15 protein-coding genes and 1 riboswitch are annotated in these 14,181 nt (G+C 70.6%); of the genes, 4 read left to right on the forward strand and 11 right to left on the reverse strand.

Features of this window, described 5'->3' with window-relative positions; all coding sequences use genetic code 11:
- Positions 1-42: 42 nt before the first annotated feature.
- The 3 genes from HCT63_RS10160 to HCT63_RS10170 all read right to left on the reverse strand — a co-directional run bounded on the left by HCT63_RS10160 (position 43) and on the right by HCT63_RS10170 (position 2,481).
- Positions 43-1,143, reverse strand: coding sequence for a branched-chain amino acid aminotransferase (locus HCT63_RS10160; RefSeq protein WP_167003748.1), 1,101 nt, complete (start codon positions 1,141-1,143; stop codon positions 43-45).
- A gap of 50 nt (positions 1,144-1,193) precedes the next feature.
- A complete protein-coding gene (locus HCT63_RS10165; RefSeq protein WP_167003750.1) occupies positions 1,194-2,258 on the reverse strand; it encodes a 3-isopropylmalate dehydrogenase in 1,065 nt (354 codons plus the stop codon).
- Positions 2,259-2,328: 70 nt separating this feature from the next.
- Positions 2,329-2,481, reverse strand: coding sequence for a hypothetical protein (locus HCT63_RS10170; RefSeq protein ID WP_167003752.1), 153 nt, complete (start codon positions 2,479-2,481; stop codon positions 2,329-2,331).
- 316 nt (positions 2,482-2,797) lie between these two features.
- On the opposite strand from HCT63_RS10170, the gene HCT63_RS10175 reads away from it, so the two are divergent.
- Complete coding sequence (locus HCT63_RS10175; RefSeq protein WP_167003754.1) at positions 2,798-3,361, forward strand: class I SAM-dependent methyltransferase; 564 nt, start codon at positions 2,798-2,800, stop codon at positions 3,359-3,361.
- A 10-nt stretch (positions 3,362-3,371) separates the two neighbouring features.
- On the opposite strand, the gene HCT63_RS10180 is transcribed toward HCT63_RS10175, so the two are convergent.
- Complete coding sequence (locus HCT63_RS10180; protein ID WP_167003756.1) at positions 3,372-4,040, reverse strand: hypothetical protein; 669 nt, start codon at positions 4,038-4,040, stop codon at positions 3,372-3,374.
- A gap of 62 nt (positions 4,041-4,102) precedes the next feature.
- Here HCT63_RS10180 and HCT63_RS10185 point away from each other — a divergent pair, with 62 nt between their 5' ends.
- The 3 genes from HCT63_RS10185 to HCT63_RS10195 are packed head-to-tail and all read left to right on the forward strand — an operon-like array spanning position 4,103 to position 7,233.
- Complete coding sequence (locus HCT63_RS10185; protein ID WP_167003758.1) at positions 4,103-5,542, forward strand: PLP-dependent aminotransferase family protein; 1,440 nt, start codon at positions 4,103-4,105, stop codon at positions 5,540-5,542.
- Between the two features lie 42 nt (positions 5,543-5,584).
- Positions 5,585-6,151: an RNA polymerase sigma factor gene (locus tag HCT63_RS10190; protein WP_167003760.1), complete on the forward strand. Its 567-nt coding sequence runs from the start codon at positions 5,585-5,587 to the stop codon at positions 6,149-6,151.
- Positions 6,148-7,233 carry a hypothetical protein gene (locus tag HCT63_RS10195; RefSeq protein WP_167003762.1) on the forward strand — a complete coding sequence of 362 codons (1,086 nt, stop codon included), beginning with the start codon at positions 6,148-6,150 and terminating at the stop codon, positions 7,231-7,233. Before HCT63_RS10190 ends, HCT63_RS10195 begins: the two co-directional genes overlap by 4 nt.
- A gap of 21 nt (positions 7,234-7,254) precedes the next feature.
- Here the strand turns inward: HCT63_RS10195 and HCT63_RS10200 are convergent, their stop codons facing one another.
- The 7 genes from HCT63_RS10200 to HCT63_RS10230 all read right to left on the reverse strand — a co-directional run bounded on the left by HCT63_RS10200 (position 7,255) and on the right by HCT63_RS10230 (position 14,008).
- A complete protein-coding gene (locus HCT63_RS10200; RefSeq protein ID WP_167003764.1) occupies positions 7,255-7,923 on the reverse strand; it encodes a TenA family protein in 669 nt (222 codons plus the stop codon).
- Positions 7,920-8,723: a bifunctional hydroxymethylpyrimidine kinase/phosphomethylpyrimidine kinase gene (thiD, locus tag HCT63_RS10205; RefSeq protein ID WP_243842975.1), complete on the reverse strand. Its 804-nt coding sequence runs from the start codon at positions 8,721-8,723 to the stop codon at positions 7,920-7,922. Before thiD ends, HCT63_RS10200 begins: the two co-directional genes overlap by 4 nt.
- Positions 8,720-9,385: a thiamine phosphate synthase gene (gene thiE / locus HCT63_RS10210; RefSeq protein WP_167003766.1), complete on the reverse strand. Its 666-nt coding sequence runs from the start codon at positions 9,383-9,385 to the stop codon at positions 8,720-8,722. The genes thiD and thiE overlap by 4 nt, the downstream gene beginning before the upstream one ends.
- Complete coding sequence (thiM, locus tag HCT63_RS10215; protein WP_167003768.1) at positions 9,385-10,176, reverse strand: hydroxyethylthiazole kinase; 792 nt, start codon at positions 10,174-10,176, stop codon at positions 9,385-9,387. Before thiM ends, thiE begins: the two co-directional genes overlap by 1 nt.
- Positions 10,165-10,256: riboswitch (TPP riboswitch) on the reverse strand. It overlaps the preceding gene by 12 nt.
- A 303-nt stretch (positions 10,257-10,559) precedes the next feature.
- Complete coding sequence (ilvC, locus tag HCT63_RS10220) at positions 10,560-11,588, reverse strand: ketol-acid reductoisomerase (protein WP_167003770.1); 1,029 nt, start codon at positions 11,586-11,588, stop codon at positions 10,560-10,562.
- Between the two features lie 85 nt (positions 11,589-11,673).
- Positions 11,674-12,210 (reverse strand): acetolactate synthase small subunit, encoded by a 537-nt coding sequence (gene ilvN / locus HCT63_RS10225; RefSeq protein WP_167003773.1) that lies wholly within the window; start codon positions 12,208-12,210, stop codon positions 11,674-11,676.
- Between the two features lie 4 nt (positions 12,211-12,214).
- Positions 12,215-14,008, reverse strand: a complete 1,794-nt coding sequence (locus HCT63_RS10230; RefSeq protein WP_167003774.1) for an acetolactate synthase large subunit — start codon at positions 14,006-14,008, stop codon at positions 12,215-12,217.
- Positions 14,009-14,181: the final 173 nt, after the last annotated feature.

Consider the following 14,181-nt stretch of genomic DNA (forward strand, 5'->3'; position numbering starts at 1 on the left):
GTGGGGCGTCGCGCTACGCCGCGGCGCCCCACGCCAGCGCGATCAGACGACGCGGTGCATCCAGTCGTGGGTGTCGGGCGTACGGCCGTACTGCAGGTCGATGAGCGCCTCGCGGATCGCCATCGTGACCTTGCCGCCGTCGCCCTCGCTGCTCACGACCTCGCCACCGTCCCAGCGCAGCGCGCCGACCGGCGTGACGACCGCAGCAGTCCCGCACGCGAACACCTCGGTCACACGCCCGCTCGAGACACCGTCGATCCACTCGTCGATGCTGAAGCGGCGGTGCTCGACGGTGTGGCCGAGGTCGGCCGCGATGGTGCCGAGCGCGTCACGCGTGATGCCCTCGAGGATGGAGTCGCTCGCCGGCGTCACGATGGTGCCGTCGTCGTGGACGAAATAGAGGTTCATCCCGCCGAGCTCCTCGATGTAGGTGTGCTGCTCGGAGTCGAGGAACACCACCTGGTCGCAGCCGTGCTCGGCCGCGATCTGCTGAGGAAGCAGGCTCGACGCGTAGTTGCCGCCGCACTTCGCCGCACCCGTGCCGCCGGCGCCCGCGCGGGCGTACTCGCGCGAGAGCCAGATGTTGACAGGCTTGACGCCGCCGGCGAAGTAGGCACCGGCGGGCGAGGCGATCACGCAGTACGTGACGTGCTTGCTCGGCCGCACACCGAGGAACGCCTCGGAGGCGAACATGAACGGGCGCAGGTAGAGGCTTGTCTCTCCCCCGGTCGGGACCCACGCGCGGTCGGCCTGGACGAGGGCGTCGATCGAGCCGACGAACCAGTCGACGGGCAGCTCGGGGAGCGCGAGGCGGTGCGCGGAGCGCTGGAACCGCTCGGCGTTGGCGTCCGGACGGAACGTCCAGACCGAGCCGTCGGCGTGCGCGTACGCCTTGAGGCCCTCGAAGATCTCCTGCGCGTAGTGCAGGACGGCAGTCGCCGGATCGAGCTGCAGCGGGCCGTACGGCTTGACCGTCGGAGCGGCCCATCCGGTCTCGGGCGTCCACTCGGCGGTGAACATGTGATCGGTGAAGTGCAGCCCGAACCCGGGGTTGGCAAGGATCTCGGCGCGACGCTGCTCAGGCACGGGCGAAGGCGTCGGCTCCAGCGCGTACGAGAACGTGGCGTCGGCGGAGGTGGTCATGATTGGCACGGTACTTGACCTAACGGTGCGGTGACGAGAGGGGATGTGGGTCACACCCCTGATACGTCACCGGCCACGCGCGCCGCGATGGCCTCCCCCACCTCCTTGGTGCTGCGCTTGCCCGTACGAGCGCTGATGTCGGCGGCGATCGCACGGTCGATCTGCGCGGCGGCCTCGGGAAGCCCGAGGTGGTCGAGCAGCAGTGCGACGGAGCCGATCGCGGCCGTCGGGTCGGCGATGCCCTGCCCGGCGATGTCGGGCGCGGAGCCGTGGACCGGCTCGAACATGCTCGGTGCCGTACGGCTGGGGTTGATGTTGCCGCTCGCCGCAAGGCCGATGCCACCGGAGATGGCGCCGGCGAGGTCGGTGAGGATGTCGCCGAACAGGTTGTCGGTGACGATCACGTCGAAGCGCGCCGGGTCGGTGACGAAGAAGATCGTCGCGGCGTCGACGTGGAGGTAGTCCACGGTGACCTCGGGGAATTCCGGGGCGACGGCGTCGACGATGCGCGACCAGAGGCTTCCGGAGTGGACGAGGACGTTGGTCTTGTGGACCAGCGTGAGCTTCTTGCGACGGGCCTGCGCACGGGCGAAGGCGTCGCGGACGACACGCTCGACCCCGAAGGCGGTGTTGAGGCTGACCTCGGTCGCCACCTCGTGAGGCGTGTCGGCCCGGAGCCGGCCGCCGTTGCCGACGTACGGGCCCTCGGTGCCCTCGCGGACCACGACGAAGTCGACGTCGCCGGGGTTGCGGAGCGGGGAATCGACCTGTGAGTGCGTCTTCGTGGGACGGAGGTTCACGTAGTGGTCGAGCTCGAAGCGAAGACGGAGGAGCAGGTTGCGCTCCAGGAGTCCGGCGGGCAGTCGGGGATCGCCCGGCTTGCCACCGATCGCGCCGAGAAGGATCGCGTCGTGGCTGCGGATCTCGGCCAGCGTCGCGTCAGGCAGGACCTCTCCCGTGTCGAGGTAGTGCTCGGCACCGAGCACGTACGTCGTCTGCGCGAACGTCACGTCGTGGGCGCGCGCGACCTCGTCGAGGACGCGGGTCGCCTCGGAGACGACCTCGGGGCCGATCCCGTCTCCGGGGATCACGGCCAGGGAGAAGCTGCGTGTCATGTCTCGTACTCTACTCACACGGGTCCCAGCATCTGATACTGGGATCTCACCATCTGGTCAGGCCGGGCGGTCAGTTGTCGTCCGGTCGCGGCCCGCCGTTGTCGCGCAGGTCGAGCGCGGTCTGGACGGGGTTGCGCGGACCTTCGTCGCGCCCCTCGTCGTTCCAGGCACTCTCGGACCAGTGACGGCTCGGGCCCCACTCTGAGTACTGCATCTCGTACATCGGTCTCTCCTGTTCGGGATAGGCGTGCGTTCGCCTGAAAGGAAGCGGCGGCCGAAAGGCAGAAGAACCGATTCCCCGAATGGGAGGAGGTCAAGAGTGGTGCTGCGGGATCCTCGCTGCGGGTAGTCGGCCAACGCCAAGCACCGCGGCGAGGTGTCGGCCTAAGTGGCCCCGCCGCGGCAAATGAGGAATACGACCTGTGTCCGCATGATGCCGACGACTTTAAGCGGGCTCTCGCGATCACGCCACCAGTTCTGGCAATGATCTCGATGACTGAGACTCTTGTCCGGCCTCTGACATGTGAAAGACTCGTCATGTGAGCGCCCCCACCGAAGTACCTCTCCTCGTCGCGCGCGCCCTCGATCTCTCGAGGCGCAAGGGCTTCATCACGGCCACGCGCAACGAGACCGGCCGACTGCTGGCAGCGCTCGCCGCGTCCCGTACGGGCACCCTCGCCGAGCTCGGCACAGGCTGCGGCGTCGGATCGGCCTGGCTGTCGAGCGGCGTCGCGAAGGGCTCCCACATCGTCAGCGCCGAGCTCGACCCCACGCTCGCCGAGGCCGTCCAGGACCTGTTCTCCGACACGCCGGCGATCGAGGTGACCTCAGGCGACTGGAGCTCCCTCGAGCAGCACGCGCCGTTCTCGCTGCTGTTCGTCGATGTCCGCGACGTCAAGCGCAGTGTCGACGTCGTCGCCGACCTGATGGAGCCGGGCGGGATCGTCGTGCTCGATGACTTCACTCCGTCGTTCACCTGGCCCCCGATCTACGAGGGCCGCGTCGACGTCGTGCGCGAGCAGTGGCTGACCGACGAGCGCTTCATCTCCGTCGAGGTCATGGTCGCCGAGGACGCCTCGGTCATCCTCGCGACCCGCATCTGAGACATTCGGGTCAAGCGGGCTCGGGCGCGATCTCCGGCTCACGCATCTGCACCTGGACGAGCGGCAGGAACGCCTGGACGAGCGGGCCGATCGCGAGCGCATAGAGCACGGTGCCCACCCCGACGGTCCCGCCGAGCACCCAGCCGAGAGCGAGCACGGCGATCTCGACCGACGTCCGCATCAGCCGCACGCTGTACCCCGTACGACGGACGAGTCCCAAAAAGAGTCCGTCGCGGGGCCCGGGACCGAGGTGCGCGCCGATGTAGAGCGCGCCGGCGAGACCGTTGAGCACGACGCCGGCGACCAGCATCACGGCACGAAGCCCGAGAGAGTCCGGCTGCTCGAGGAGCCACAGGCCCTGGTCGACGGCGACGCCGATGAGGATCACGTTGAGGATCGTGCCGACGCCCGGCCATTGCCGCAGAGGGATCCACAGCAGCAAGACGAGGGCGCCGACGAGGATGGTGATCTGGCCGAAGGTGAGCGGCAGATAGCGTGTCAGCCCTTCGTGGAAGACGTCCCACGGGTCCAGGCCGAGGCCCGCCTCGATCATCAGCGACATCGACCAGCCATAGAGCATCAGTCCGAACACCAGCTGCGGGAGCCTCCGTCCGAGACCGCCCGAGCGGAGCTGTTCGAGCGGTGAGGCGGAGATCGGGGTGTAAGGAGCGCGGGCCATAGCGCCATCATGAGGCTTGACTGGACTACCTTTCGATAGCCAATCGTGGCAGATTGGCCTACATGGCCACCGCCAATCTCTCCGCCAGCCGCTTGCACGCGCTGCTCGACCTTGCTCCAGAGGACCCTCCGGGCTATCGCGAGCTGGCCGACCTCGTCCGGCTCCTCGTCCTGGACGGACGCATCCCTGCCGGGACCCGCCTGCCGAGCGAGCGTGAGCTCACCGCCGCACTCCCCGTCAGCCGCACGACGGTCACCCGCGCGTACGGGGTTCTGCGCGAGGCCGGGCTGCTGGTCTCGCGCCGCGGCTCGGGAAGCGTCGTCGCCCTCCCCCGCGGCACCCGCCCTCCGTACATGCCTCCCGCCGGTTCGAGCATGGTCGGCTGGACGATCGCCGCCGGCCAGGCCGCCCCGGGAGTCGGGCTGGCGTACGGGCGCGCGCTGGAGCAGCTCCCGGAGTACCTCGCGCAGACCGGGTACGAGACGGTCGGCGTGCCGGTGCTGCGCGAGCTGGTCGCGCAGCGCTATGCCGAGCGCGGGCTGCCGACCGATCCCGACCAGATCCTCATCACCTCCGGCGCACAGTCGGCGCTCAACCTCGTCGCCCGTACCCTCGCCACGCGGGGCGACCGGGTCGCGGTGGAGAGCCCGACCTACCCCAACGCGATCGACTCGTTGCGCCGGAGTGGCCTGCGCGTCGTCGGGGTCCCGCACGACGGCCACCGGCTCGACCTCGATGCGCTGGCGGCAGCCGTACGGGCGGCTCCGGTCGCCTGGGCGTACCTGATCCCCGACTTCCAGAACCCGACCGGCGCCCTCATGGACGACGTCACGCGTCACGAGGTGGCATCGATCCTGCGTCGCTCGACGACCACGCCGATCGTCGACGAGACCATGGCCGAGCTCGCCCTTGACGTCGACGAGCGTGCGATGCCGGTCCCGCTAGCCGCGCACCATCCCGGCGCGATCACCCTCGGGTCCGCGAGCAAGACGTTCTGGGGAGGGCTGCGCATCGGGTGGATCCGCGCACCGCATGCGGTCGTCCCACGACTCGTCGCGGCGCGCGAGACGTTCGACATCGGGACGCCGGTGCTCGAGCAGCTGGCGGTCGCCGAGCTGCTGCGCGTCCGCGAGGAGCTGCTCGACGGCCGGCGCGAACGGCTCCGCGCACGGCGCGAGGAGCTCACCGCGGCGCTGCGCGAGCGCCTTCCGGACTGGGGGCTCAACTCCCCCGTCGGTGGCCTGTCGCTGTGGATCCGCCTGCCCTCGCGTGCGTCGAGCCGCCTCGCGGTCGCTGCGGAAGCGCATGACCTGCTGCTCACTGCGGGGCCACGGTTCTTCCCCGACGGGGGCGGCGAGACCTCGCTGCGGCTCCCGTACGCCCGCACCGCCGAGCACCTCGCGGACGCCGTCGACCGCCTCGCGCTCGCGTGGGAGACGGTGCTCGCTGGCCGCGCGACACCGACGGCACCGCCTCGCCGCCGCCCCGCGCTGACGGCGTAGTCGGTGTCACGATCGGCTATGCGCCGGACATGAAGTGACGTGATGAACCCCGACCCGGCTCGCGAGGAGCGCTTTCGCGAGCTCTACGCCGCCCACTTCGACGCGCTCCTCGCGTACGCCGTACGCCGCACGCGTCACCCTGACGATGCTGCCGACCTCGTCGCGGAGACGTTCCTCGTCGCCTGGCGGCGCATGGACACGATGCCGGCCGGGGAGGACAGCCGCCTGTGGCTGTACGTGGTCGCCCGCCACGTCCGCTCCAACGCCGAACGCAGCGGGCGGCGCCGCGAGCGCCTCGGCGAGCGACTGCGTCAGCAGCTGACGGACGCGTTCACTCCCGACCCTGCCAACCATGTCACCGAGCGCGCAGCCGTACGCGCTGCCCTGCAACGACTGGCAGCAGGCGACCGCGAGCTCCTGATGCTGTCGGCATGGGAGGGTCTCGAGCCCCGCGAGATCGCCCACGTCCTCGACATCAGCCCCACCGCCGTACGGACCCGTCTGTCGCGCGCCCGCCGAAGGCTCCGCGATGCCCTCGGTGACGCCGACCCCGTTGCCGGACACGAGATGAGCATCCGCACCGTACCCAGTCCCGAGGAGGGATCATGAACGACAACGACTTCGACCTCGACCGTCTGCTGGGCGCCGCCGACCCGTACGTCGACACCGCGCTGCTTGATCTGCACGGAGCCGACCGCGCGCTCCTGGAGGAGATCGTGACCGCCGATCCGCAGCAGTCACAACGGTCACAGCGATCCCGGCGGCTGCCGCTGGCGGGGGTGGTCGCGACTGCCGCCGTCCTCACCGCCGCCCTGGTGGTCCCCGCCTGGGTGGGCTCGGGCGGCGATCCGGAGACGACACCGGCCGCACCTCCGAGTTCCTCCGAGCCGCCCGTGGTCACGGCCCCCGTCACCTACGCTGCTGCCGTCGTGGAGGTCGCCCGCCGCCAGCCGCGCCTGCTGATCGGCGAGCCCGGCTGGAAAGCGGCCCACGTCTACGGGTTCCGCGCCGACGAGGGCACGATCGTCTTCGCGAACGGCGAGCGCGAGCTCGACATGACGTGGTACCCCGCCGACAGTTACGACGGCTACTACGAGGATCGGCTCGACGTCTCCGAGCCGACGCCGTTCTCGATCGACGGGCAGGAAGGCAGTGAGTTCCGGTACTCGTCCAAGGACATCGCCGTGATGCTCCGACCGTCCGGCGGCACGTTCTCCGAGATCCGCACGGGCATCGCCGGGTGGAAGGACCGTGCAGAGATCGCCGCGGTCCTGCGCACCATACGAGCAGTCTCGGTCGAGGAGTGGCTCGCGGCGATGCCGCCCGAGATCGTCACACCCGACAAGGCGTCAAAGGTGGTCGGCGAGCTCCTCACCGGGGTGCCCATCCCGCCGGGTCTCGACCGTGCGGCGCTCGACGACCTCGGCACGAACGACCGCTACCAGCTCAGCGCCCAGGTGCTCGAGCCGGTCGTGTGCGGCTGGGTCCGCGAGCTCCAGCGCGCCGAAGAGGCCGGAGACGCTCCTGCGAGGAAGGTCGCGGCCGACGCGCTGGCGAGCGGGCGCGACTGGCCGCTCCTCGCGCCGATGGACGCCGAGGGCGAGTACGCCGACGGGGTGCGGGCGGTGGCCGACGCCGTCGCAGAGGGCGTCCAGACGATCAAGATCCGCGAGATGTCCGGCTGTCAGTGAAGGCTCGCGGGCGCGGGGAGGTCAGGCCGTCGGCCAGGTCTCTCCGCGCCAGGAGGCGTCCCAGAACATCCACTCGAACCGCGTCGCCCGGGCGTACGCGGCAAGCATCTCCGTACGGCGCTCGGGCGTCGCCGCCTCTGCGAGGCGATCGGTCCACCCCTCTGCACGTGTGACGGCGGCGTCGAAGGCGGGGTCGGAGTAGGTGTCGATCCAAGCGCGGTACGGATGCGCCGGATCGGTCGCCTGCGCAGCGATCGCGCGCCCCACCTCCAGATAGACGCGGAAGCAGGGCAGCACTCCCGCAAGCCCGACCTCGACCGGCGCGTACGCGGCATCCGCGAGCAGCGTGCCGGCATACGCCCGACAGGTCGGCGTCGGCTCAGCGGCGTCCGGGCCGTCAGGATCGAGTCCGCGGGGCACGAGGAACTCCTCATGCATCAGCCGCTCTGCCTCGACCGCCTCGGCAGCCGCATGTGCGAGCCCCGCCGACAGCGCCGGATCGCCCGCACGCGCCGCCAGCATCGCGAGCGTGCTGCCGTATGACGTCAAGTAGTGGGCGTCGTCGAGCAGATAGCGCGCGAACACGTCCTCCGGCAGCGTGCCGTCCGCCAGTCCCGCGACGAACGGGTGCGCGAGGATCGCGTCGTACCAGCCGGCGACGTGCTTCCACGCCTCGTCGGAGAACGTCATCCGCGTGTCCTCCACAGGTGGTCGATCGGGCCGTGACCGTGCCCGACGGAGTGCGTCTCACCGCTGCGCAGCGCACCGGTGAGATAGTCCTTGGCCATCGCGACGGCGTCCCGCAACGGCATCCCGAGCGCGAGCCCGGAGGCGATCGCCGACGACAACGAGCACCCGGTGCCGTGCGTGTTCGGGGTGTCGATGCGCGGCGCCGCGTACGACCGCACACCCTCGGCGTCAGCCAGCACGTCCACGCTCTCGGCGCCGCCGAGGTGGCCGCCCTTGACCAGCACCGCCGCGGCGCCTCTCTCCCGCAGGGCGAGCGCCGCCGCCCCGAGGCCAGCGACGTCGGCCGCCTCCTCAGCTCCCACGAGCACCGCCGCCTCGGGCACGTTGGGCGTGACGACCGCGACCAGCGGCAGGAGTGTCGTCCGGATCGCGTCGATCGTGTCGACGGGGACCAGCCGGTCACCCGAAGTCGCCACCATCACCGGGTCGAGCACGACCGGCAGGTCAGCGGTACGGAGCACCTCCGCCACCGCAACGACCACGTCGGCGGTCCCGAGCATGCCGATCTTGATCGCGCCCACCTCGAGGTCGTCGAGGACCGCCCGGACCTGGTCTGCCACGAAGTCCGGCGGCACGGCGTGGATGCCGGTGACGCCACGGGTGTTCTGGACGGTCAGCGCCGTCAACGCCGCGGCCCCGTACACGCCCAGGGCGGACGCGGTCTTGAGGTCGGCCTGGATGCCCGCACCCCCCGACGGGTCGGAGCCGGCGATCGACAGCATGACGGGCACGGTGCTCACAGCTGGGCCTCCGGGCGGGCGGCGAGGGCGGTGTCGACGATGTCGCGCAGCGTACGGGCGGCTGCGCGCGGAGCGGGCGCCGCGCAGATCGCGGAGACGACGCAGATGCCGTCGGCGCCGGCGTCGATGACCGACGCGGCGTTCGACGCGGAGATGCCGCCGATCGCGACGAGCGGCAGGTCGGAGGGTACGAGGTCGCGCAGGCGGCGTACGCCGTCGAGTCCCCACGGCGCCGTCGTGTCGGTCTTCGTCGGCGTCGGCCACACCGGGCTCACCGCGAGATAGCTGCACGCGGCGAGAGCCTCCTCGTCGTCGAGCTGCTCGACGCGGTGCAGCGACCACCCGACCACGACGTCGTCGCCGAGCACCTCCCGCACTCGGGCGGGGTGGAGGTCGTCCGGGCCCACGTGGAGACCGGCACCAGGGACAGCACGCGCCGCCGAGAGGTCGTCGTTGAGGACGAACGACGCCCGGGCACCGACCCGCTCGGCGATCCGTGCCGCGAGTCGGACGCGGTCGTCGGTCGTCGCTGCCTTGTCGCGGAGCTGGACGGTCGTCACTCCTCCGTCGACCGCGTCAGCGACGACGTCGACGAGGTCAGCGCGGCCAGGCACCGCCCCGGTGACGAGATAGAGACGGACGTCTCCAGCCGGGCCGACCATCAGCGCGCGACGACCTCGGCGACCGCGTCGGACGACAGCGTGGACAGCGCGTCCAGCAGCCGCCAGCGCAGCGAGCCGGGCCCCTCGGCGAGCGGCGCGGCCTGCTCGACCGCGGCCGTCAGGATCGCCAGCGCACTCGCCGACGCCTCGAACGCGTCGTCGTGCACCGCGCACGCCGCACCAACCAGGGCGCTCGCCGAGCACCCGAGCGCCGTGATCATCGGCGCCCTCGCGTCGCCGCCGCGGATCTCGGCCGTACGGGTGCCGTCGGTGACGATGTCGACGGCGCCGGTCATCGCGACCACGGTCTCGAGCTTGGAGGCCAGCGCCTCGGCGTCCGTACGCACGTCGGCGGTGTCGGCATCAGCGTCGACCCCGCGCCCGGCGCCCGTCGATGTCGCGATCGCGAGGATCTCGCTCGCGTTGCCCCGGATCACGGTCGGCCGGTGCTCGATCAGGGCGGCGACGGACTCGCGCCGGTAGGCGGTGGCACCGACCGCGACCGGGTCGAGGATCCAGGGCTTGCCGGAGGCCGAGGCAACCTCGACCGCGGCGAGCATGCCGTCGACCCATGGCGGGGAGAGCGTGCCGATGTTGGCGACGACGGCCTGGGCGATGCCGGCGAACTCACCGGCCTCGCGGGCGTCATGGACCATCGCCGGCGACGCGCCTGCGGCGTTCAGCAGGTTCGCGGCGATGTCCATCGACACATAGTTCGTGATGACCTGCACCAGCGGGCCCTGCGCCCGGAGCTGGTCGTGGACGTGGGCAGCAGTACGTGGATCGAGCATCAGGCTCCCTCTCGCCGGTATGACCCGGATCAGGTTCGGCGGGTGTGTTCTCAGCCCTTCGGGCACCCCGGCCTTGCAACTGCTGGCGACGATAACAGAACGTGCCCGAGACCCTTCCGCGACGCCGCCTCGACCGCTAGCGTGCGGGCAACCCACCCGACTCCTTCCCCCGAGGGGTATGCATGGCTCCCGCCCGTCGCGTCCGCCGCGCGTGGCGCCGCGGAGGGGTGCGCGAGGTCTACCTCGCGTCCCGCCGTTGGCTCGCCCGCCTCATCTATCCAGGAGACATCCCTCCGCCCCGCCAACGACGACGGCGGTGAGCCAGGTCCCACGCCGGTGATGCGCGTGGGACCGGACTCACCGCCGGTCGGAACGTACGAGGGTCAGCGCGCTGCGGTGCCCTCGGTGTAGTCGTCGTCGGCGCTCTTGACCCACGACATGAGCTTGCGCAGCTCGCGGCCTGTGGCCTCGATCGGGTGCTGCTCGCCCTCGGCACGGAGCTTCTTGAACTCCGGCGCACCGGCGTCCTGGTCGGCGATGAAGCGCTCGGCGAACGCGCCGTTCTTGATGTCGTCCAGGACGGCCTTCATGTTGTCCTTGACACGCGCGTCGACGACCCGCGGGCCCGACACGTAGTCGCCGTACTCGGCGGTGTCGGAGACCGACCAACGCTGCTTGGCGATGCCGCCCTCGTACATGAGGTCGACGATCAGCTTCAGCTCGTGGAGGCACTCGAAGTAGGCGACCTCCGGCTGGTAGCCAGCCTCGGTCAGCGTCTCGAAGCCCGCCTGGACCAGCGCGGACACGCCGCCGCAGAGGACGGCCTGCTCGCCGAAGAGATCGGTCTCGGTCTCCTCGGTGAAGGTCGTCTTGATGCCGCCGGCGCGCAGGCCGCCGATCGCCTTGGCGTACGAGAGGACCAGCGGCCAGGCGTTGCCGGTCGCGTCCTGCTCGACGGCGACGAGCACGGGGACACCGCGACCCTCGACGTACTCGCGGCGGACCAGGTGACCGGGGCCCTTCGGCGCGATCATGCCGACGTCGACACCGGCCGGCGGCTTCACGTAGCCGTAGCGGATGTTGAAGCCGTGGCCGAAGATCAGCGCGTCGCCGTCGTTGAGGTTCGGCTCGATGGCCTCGGCATACAGCGAGCGCTGGGCCGGGTCTGGTGCGAGGACGACGATGACGTCGGCCTCGGCGACGGCCTCGGCGGGCGTGAGGACACGCAGGCCCTCGGCCTCGGCCTTGGCGCGGCTCTTCGATCCCTCGGGCAGGCCGACGCGGACGTCGACGCCGGAGTCGCGCAGCGACAGCGCGTGGGCGTGGCCCTGGCTGCCGTAGCCGAGGACGGCCACGCTGCGGCCTTGGATCACGCCCAGGTCGGCGTCGTCATCGTAGAACAGCTCAGGCACGGGGTAACTCCTTCTTGGTGGTGCCGAGTGACACCTGTCGGTGCCGGTGGTTGAGTCAGGTGCGGCCGTGGGTACGACCGTACGCTCAGGCGGTCTGGCTGGACCCGCCGGGGACAGCGCGCAGAGTGCGGTCGGTGATCGACCGCCCGCCGCGGCCGATCGCGACCCGCCCGGACTGGGCGATCTCGCGGATGCCGAACGGCTCGAGCACCCTCAGCATCGCTGAGAGCTTGCCCGGGTCGCCCGTCGCTTCGATGGTGACGGCGTCGACCGCCACGTCGACGACCTTCGCCCGGAACAGCTGGACGGTCTCGAGGACCTGCCCGCGGGTCTGGCCGTCGGCGCGGACCTTGATCAGCATCAGCTCGCGCTCGACCGCCACGGACGGCTCGAGCTCGACGATCTTGAGCACGTTCACGAGCTTGTTGAGCTGCTTGGTGACCTGCTCGAGCGGCAGCTCGTCGACGTTCACGACGATCGTCATGCGCGAGATCTCGGGGATCTCGGTCTGCCCGACCGCGAGCGACTCGATGTTGAAGCCGCGACGCATGAACAGGCTCGCGACGCGGGCGAGGACACCGGGGGTGTTCTCGACCAGGACTGACAGGGTGTGCTTGCTCATCAGGTCAGAGCTCCTCGTCGCCGAAGTCGGGCGCCATGTCGCGCGCGATCTGGATCAGGTCGTTGCTGACGCCGGCCGGAACCATCGGCCACACCATCGCGTCGCGGTGGACCACGAAGTCGATGACGACGGGCACGTCGGTGATCGACATCGCCTTCGCGATCACGTCGTCGAGGTCGTCGGGGCTCTCGCAGCGCAGACCCACGCACCCGTACGCGTCGGCGAGCTTGACGAAGTCGGGGATCCGGGCGGCGTCCGGGCCGGTCTGCAGGTCGGTGTTGGAGTAGCGGCCCTCATAGAAGAGGGTCTGCCACTGCCGCACCATGCCGAGCGACGAGTTGTTGATGATCGCGACCTTGATCGGGATGCCCTCGAGCGCGCAGGTGGCAAGCTCCTGGTTGGTCATCTGGAAGCACCCGTCGCCGTCGATCGCCCACACGACCTCGCCCGGTCGAGCGACCTGGGCACCCATCGCCGCGGGGACGGAGAAACCCATGGTGCCCATGCCGCCGGAGTTGATCCAGCGGGCGGGACGCTCGTGGCCGATGAAGTTGGCGGCCCACATCTGGTGCTGGCCGACGCCGGCGGTGTACGTGGCGTCCGGGCCGGCGATCTCGCCGATGCGCTGGATCACCCGCTGCGGCGACATCGAGCCGTCGGTGGGCTCGTCGTACCCCAGCGGCCAGCGCTGCGCCACGTCCTGCATGTGCGCGCTCCACGCGGAGTAGTCGGCAGGCTTCTCGGCGTACTCGGCCTGCAGCGCGACCACGAGGTCGGCAATGACCTCGCGGGCGTCGCCGACGATCGGCACGTCCGCCGTGCGGTTCTTGGAGATCTCGGCAGGGTCGATGTCGGCGTGGATGACCTTGGCGTCCGGGGCGAACGACGCGAGCTCACCGGTCACGCGGTCGTCGAAGCGCGCGCCGAGCGAGATCAGCAGGTCGCTCTTCTGGAGCGCGCCGACGGCCGCCACCGTGCCGTGCATGCCCGGCATGCCGAGGTGCAGCGGGTGGCTGTCGGGGAACACGCCGCGCGCCATCAAGGTGGTGACCACGGGGATGCCGGTCATCTCGGCGAGCACCTTGAGCTCGGTGGACGCGTTGGCCTTGACGACGCCGCCACCCACGTACAGGACGGGGCGCTGTGCCTCGGCGATCAGTCGCGCCGCCTCGCGCACCTGCTTGCCGTGCGGCTTGGTCGTCGGGCGGTAGCCCGGCAGCTGGACCTCGGTCGGCCACGTGAAGGTCGTCAGCGCCTGGAGGGCGTCCTTGGAGATGTCCACGAGGACCGGCCCGGGGCGTCCGGTCGAGGCGATGTGGAACGCCTCGGCGACCGCGCGCGGGATCTCGGCCGGGTCGGTCACGAGGAAGCTGTGCTTGGTGATCGGCATCGTGATGCCGCGGATGTCGGCCTCCTGGAAGGCGTCCGTCCCGATCGCGCGGCTCGGGACCTGACCGGTGACGGCGACGATCGGCACAGAGTCCATGTAGGCGTCGGCGATGGCGGTGACGAGGTTCGTCGCGCCCGGTCCGGAGGTCGCCATGCAGACGCCGACGCGGCCGCTGGCGACGGCATAGCCTTGGGCTGCGTGGCCCGCACCCTGCTCGTGACGTACGAGGATGTGGCGGATCTTCTCGGAGTCCATCAACGGGTCGTACGCCGGAAGGATCGCCCCTCCCGGGATACCGAAGACGACCTCGACCCCGGCGTGCTCCAACGCCCGGACGAGACTTTGAGCCCCGGTGATCTGCTCGCTCATCGCTGTCCCTTCATGCCGACCGGCTCGGCGCCGGTACATCGGGTCGGGCGGGTGCCCTCGTGCGGCTGACTGCTTGCTCGTGATGCCGTCTTCTCGACAAGGCTGCGCTTGGCAAGAAAAAACCCCTCGGCCCGCATGGGCATTCGAGGGGTGACGCGGGACCGGGAGGCCGGTCGCGCGTCAGTGACGTACGAGAAGGAGGTTGCGCACGA

The sequence above is a fragment of the Mumia sp. ZJ430 genome (assembly GCF_011751845.1).
GTDB lineage: Bacteria > Actinomycetota > Actinomycetes > Propionibacteriales > Nocardioidaceae > Mumia.

Bases quoted from the DNA above. Each gene is read 5' to 3' on its own strand.
- HCT63_RS10160 (WP_167003748.1), bottom strand. From the start codon at position 1,143: ATGACCACCTCCGCCGACGCCACGTTCTCGTACGCGCTGGAGCCGACG.
- HCT63_RS10165 (WP_167003750.1), bottom strand. From the start codon at position 2,258: ATGACACGCAGCTTCTCCCTGGCCGTGATCCCCGGAGACGGGATCGGC.
- HCT63_RS10170 (WP_167003752.1), bottom strand. From the start codon at position 2,481: ATGTACGAGATGCAGTACTCAGAGTGGGGCCCGAGCCGTCACTGGTCC.
- HCT63_RS10180 (WP_167003756.1), bottom strand. From the start codon at position 4,040: ATGGCCCGCGCTCCTTACACCCCGATCTCCGCCTCACCGCTCGAACAG.
- HCT63_RS10185 (WP_167003758.1), top strand. From the start codon at position 4,103: ATGGCCACCGCCAATCTCTCCGCCAGCCGCTTGCACGCGCTGCTCGAC.
- HCT63_RS10190 (WP_167003760.1), top strand. From the start codon at position 5,585: ATGAACCCCGACCCGGCTCGCGAGGAGCGCTTTCGCGAGCTCTACGCC.
- HCT63_RS10195 (WP_167003762.1), top strand. From the start codon at position 6,148: ATGAACGACAACGACTTCGACCTCGACCGTCTGCTGGGCGCCGCCGAC.
- HCT63_RS10200 (WP_167003764.1), bottom strand. From the start codon at position 7,923: ATGACGTTCTCCGACGAGGCGTGGAAGCACGTCGCCGGCTGGTACGAC.
- thiE (WP_167003766.1), bottom strand. From the start codon at position 9,385: ATGGTCGGCCCGGCTGGAGACGTCCGTCTCTATCTCGTCACCGGGGCG.
- thiM (WP_167003768.1), bottom strand. From the start codon at position 10,176: ATGCTCGATCCACGTACTGCTGCCCACGTCCACGACCAGCTCCGGGCG.
- ilvN (WP_167003773.1), bottom strand. From the start codon at position 12,210: ATGAGCAAGCACACCCTGTCAGTCCTGGTCGAGAACACCCCCGGTGTC.
- HCT63_RS10230 (WP_167003774.1), bottom strand. From the start codon at position 14,008: ATGTACCGGCGCCGAGCCGGTCGGCATGAAGGGACAGCGATGAGCGAG.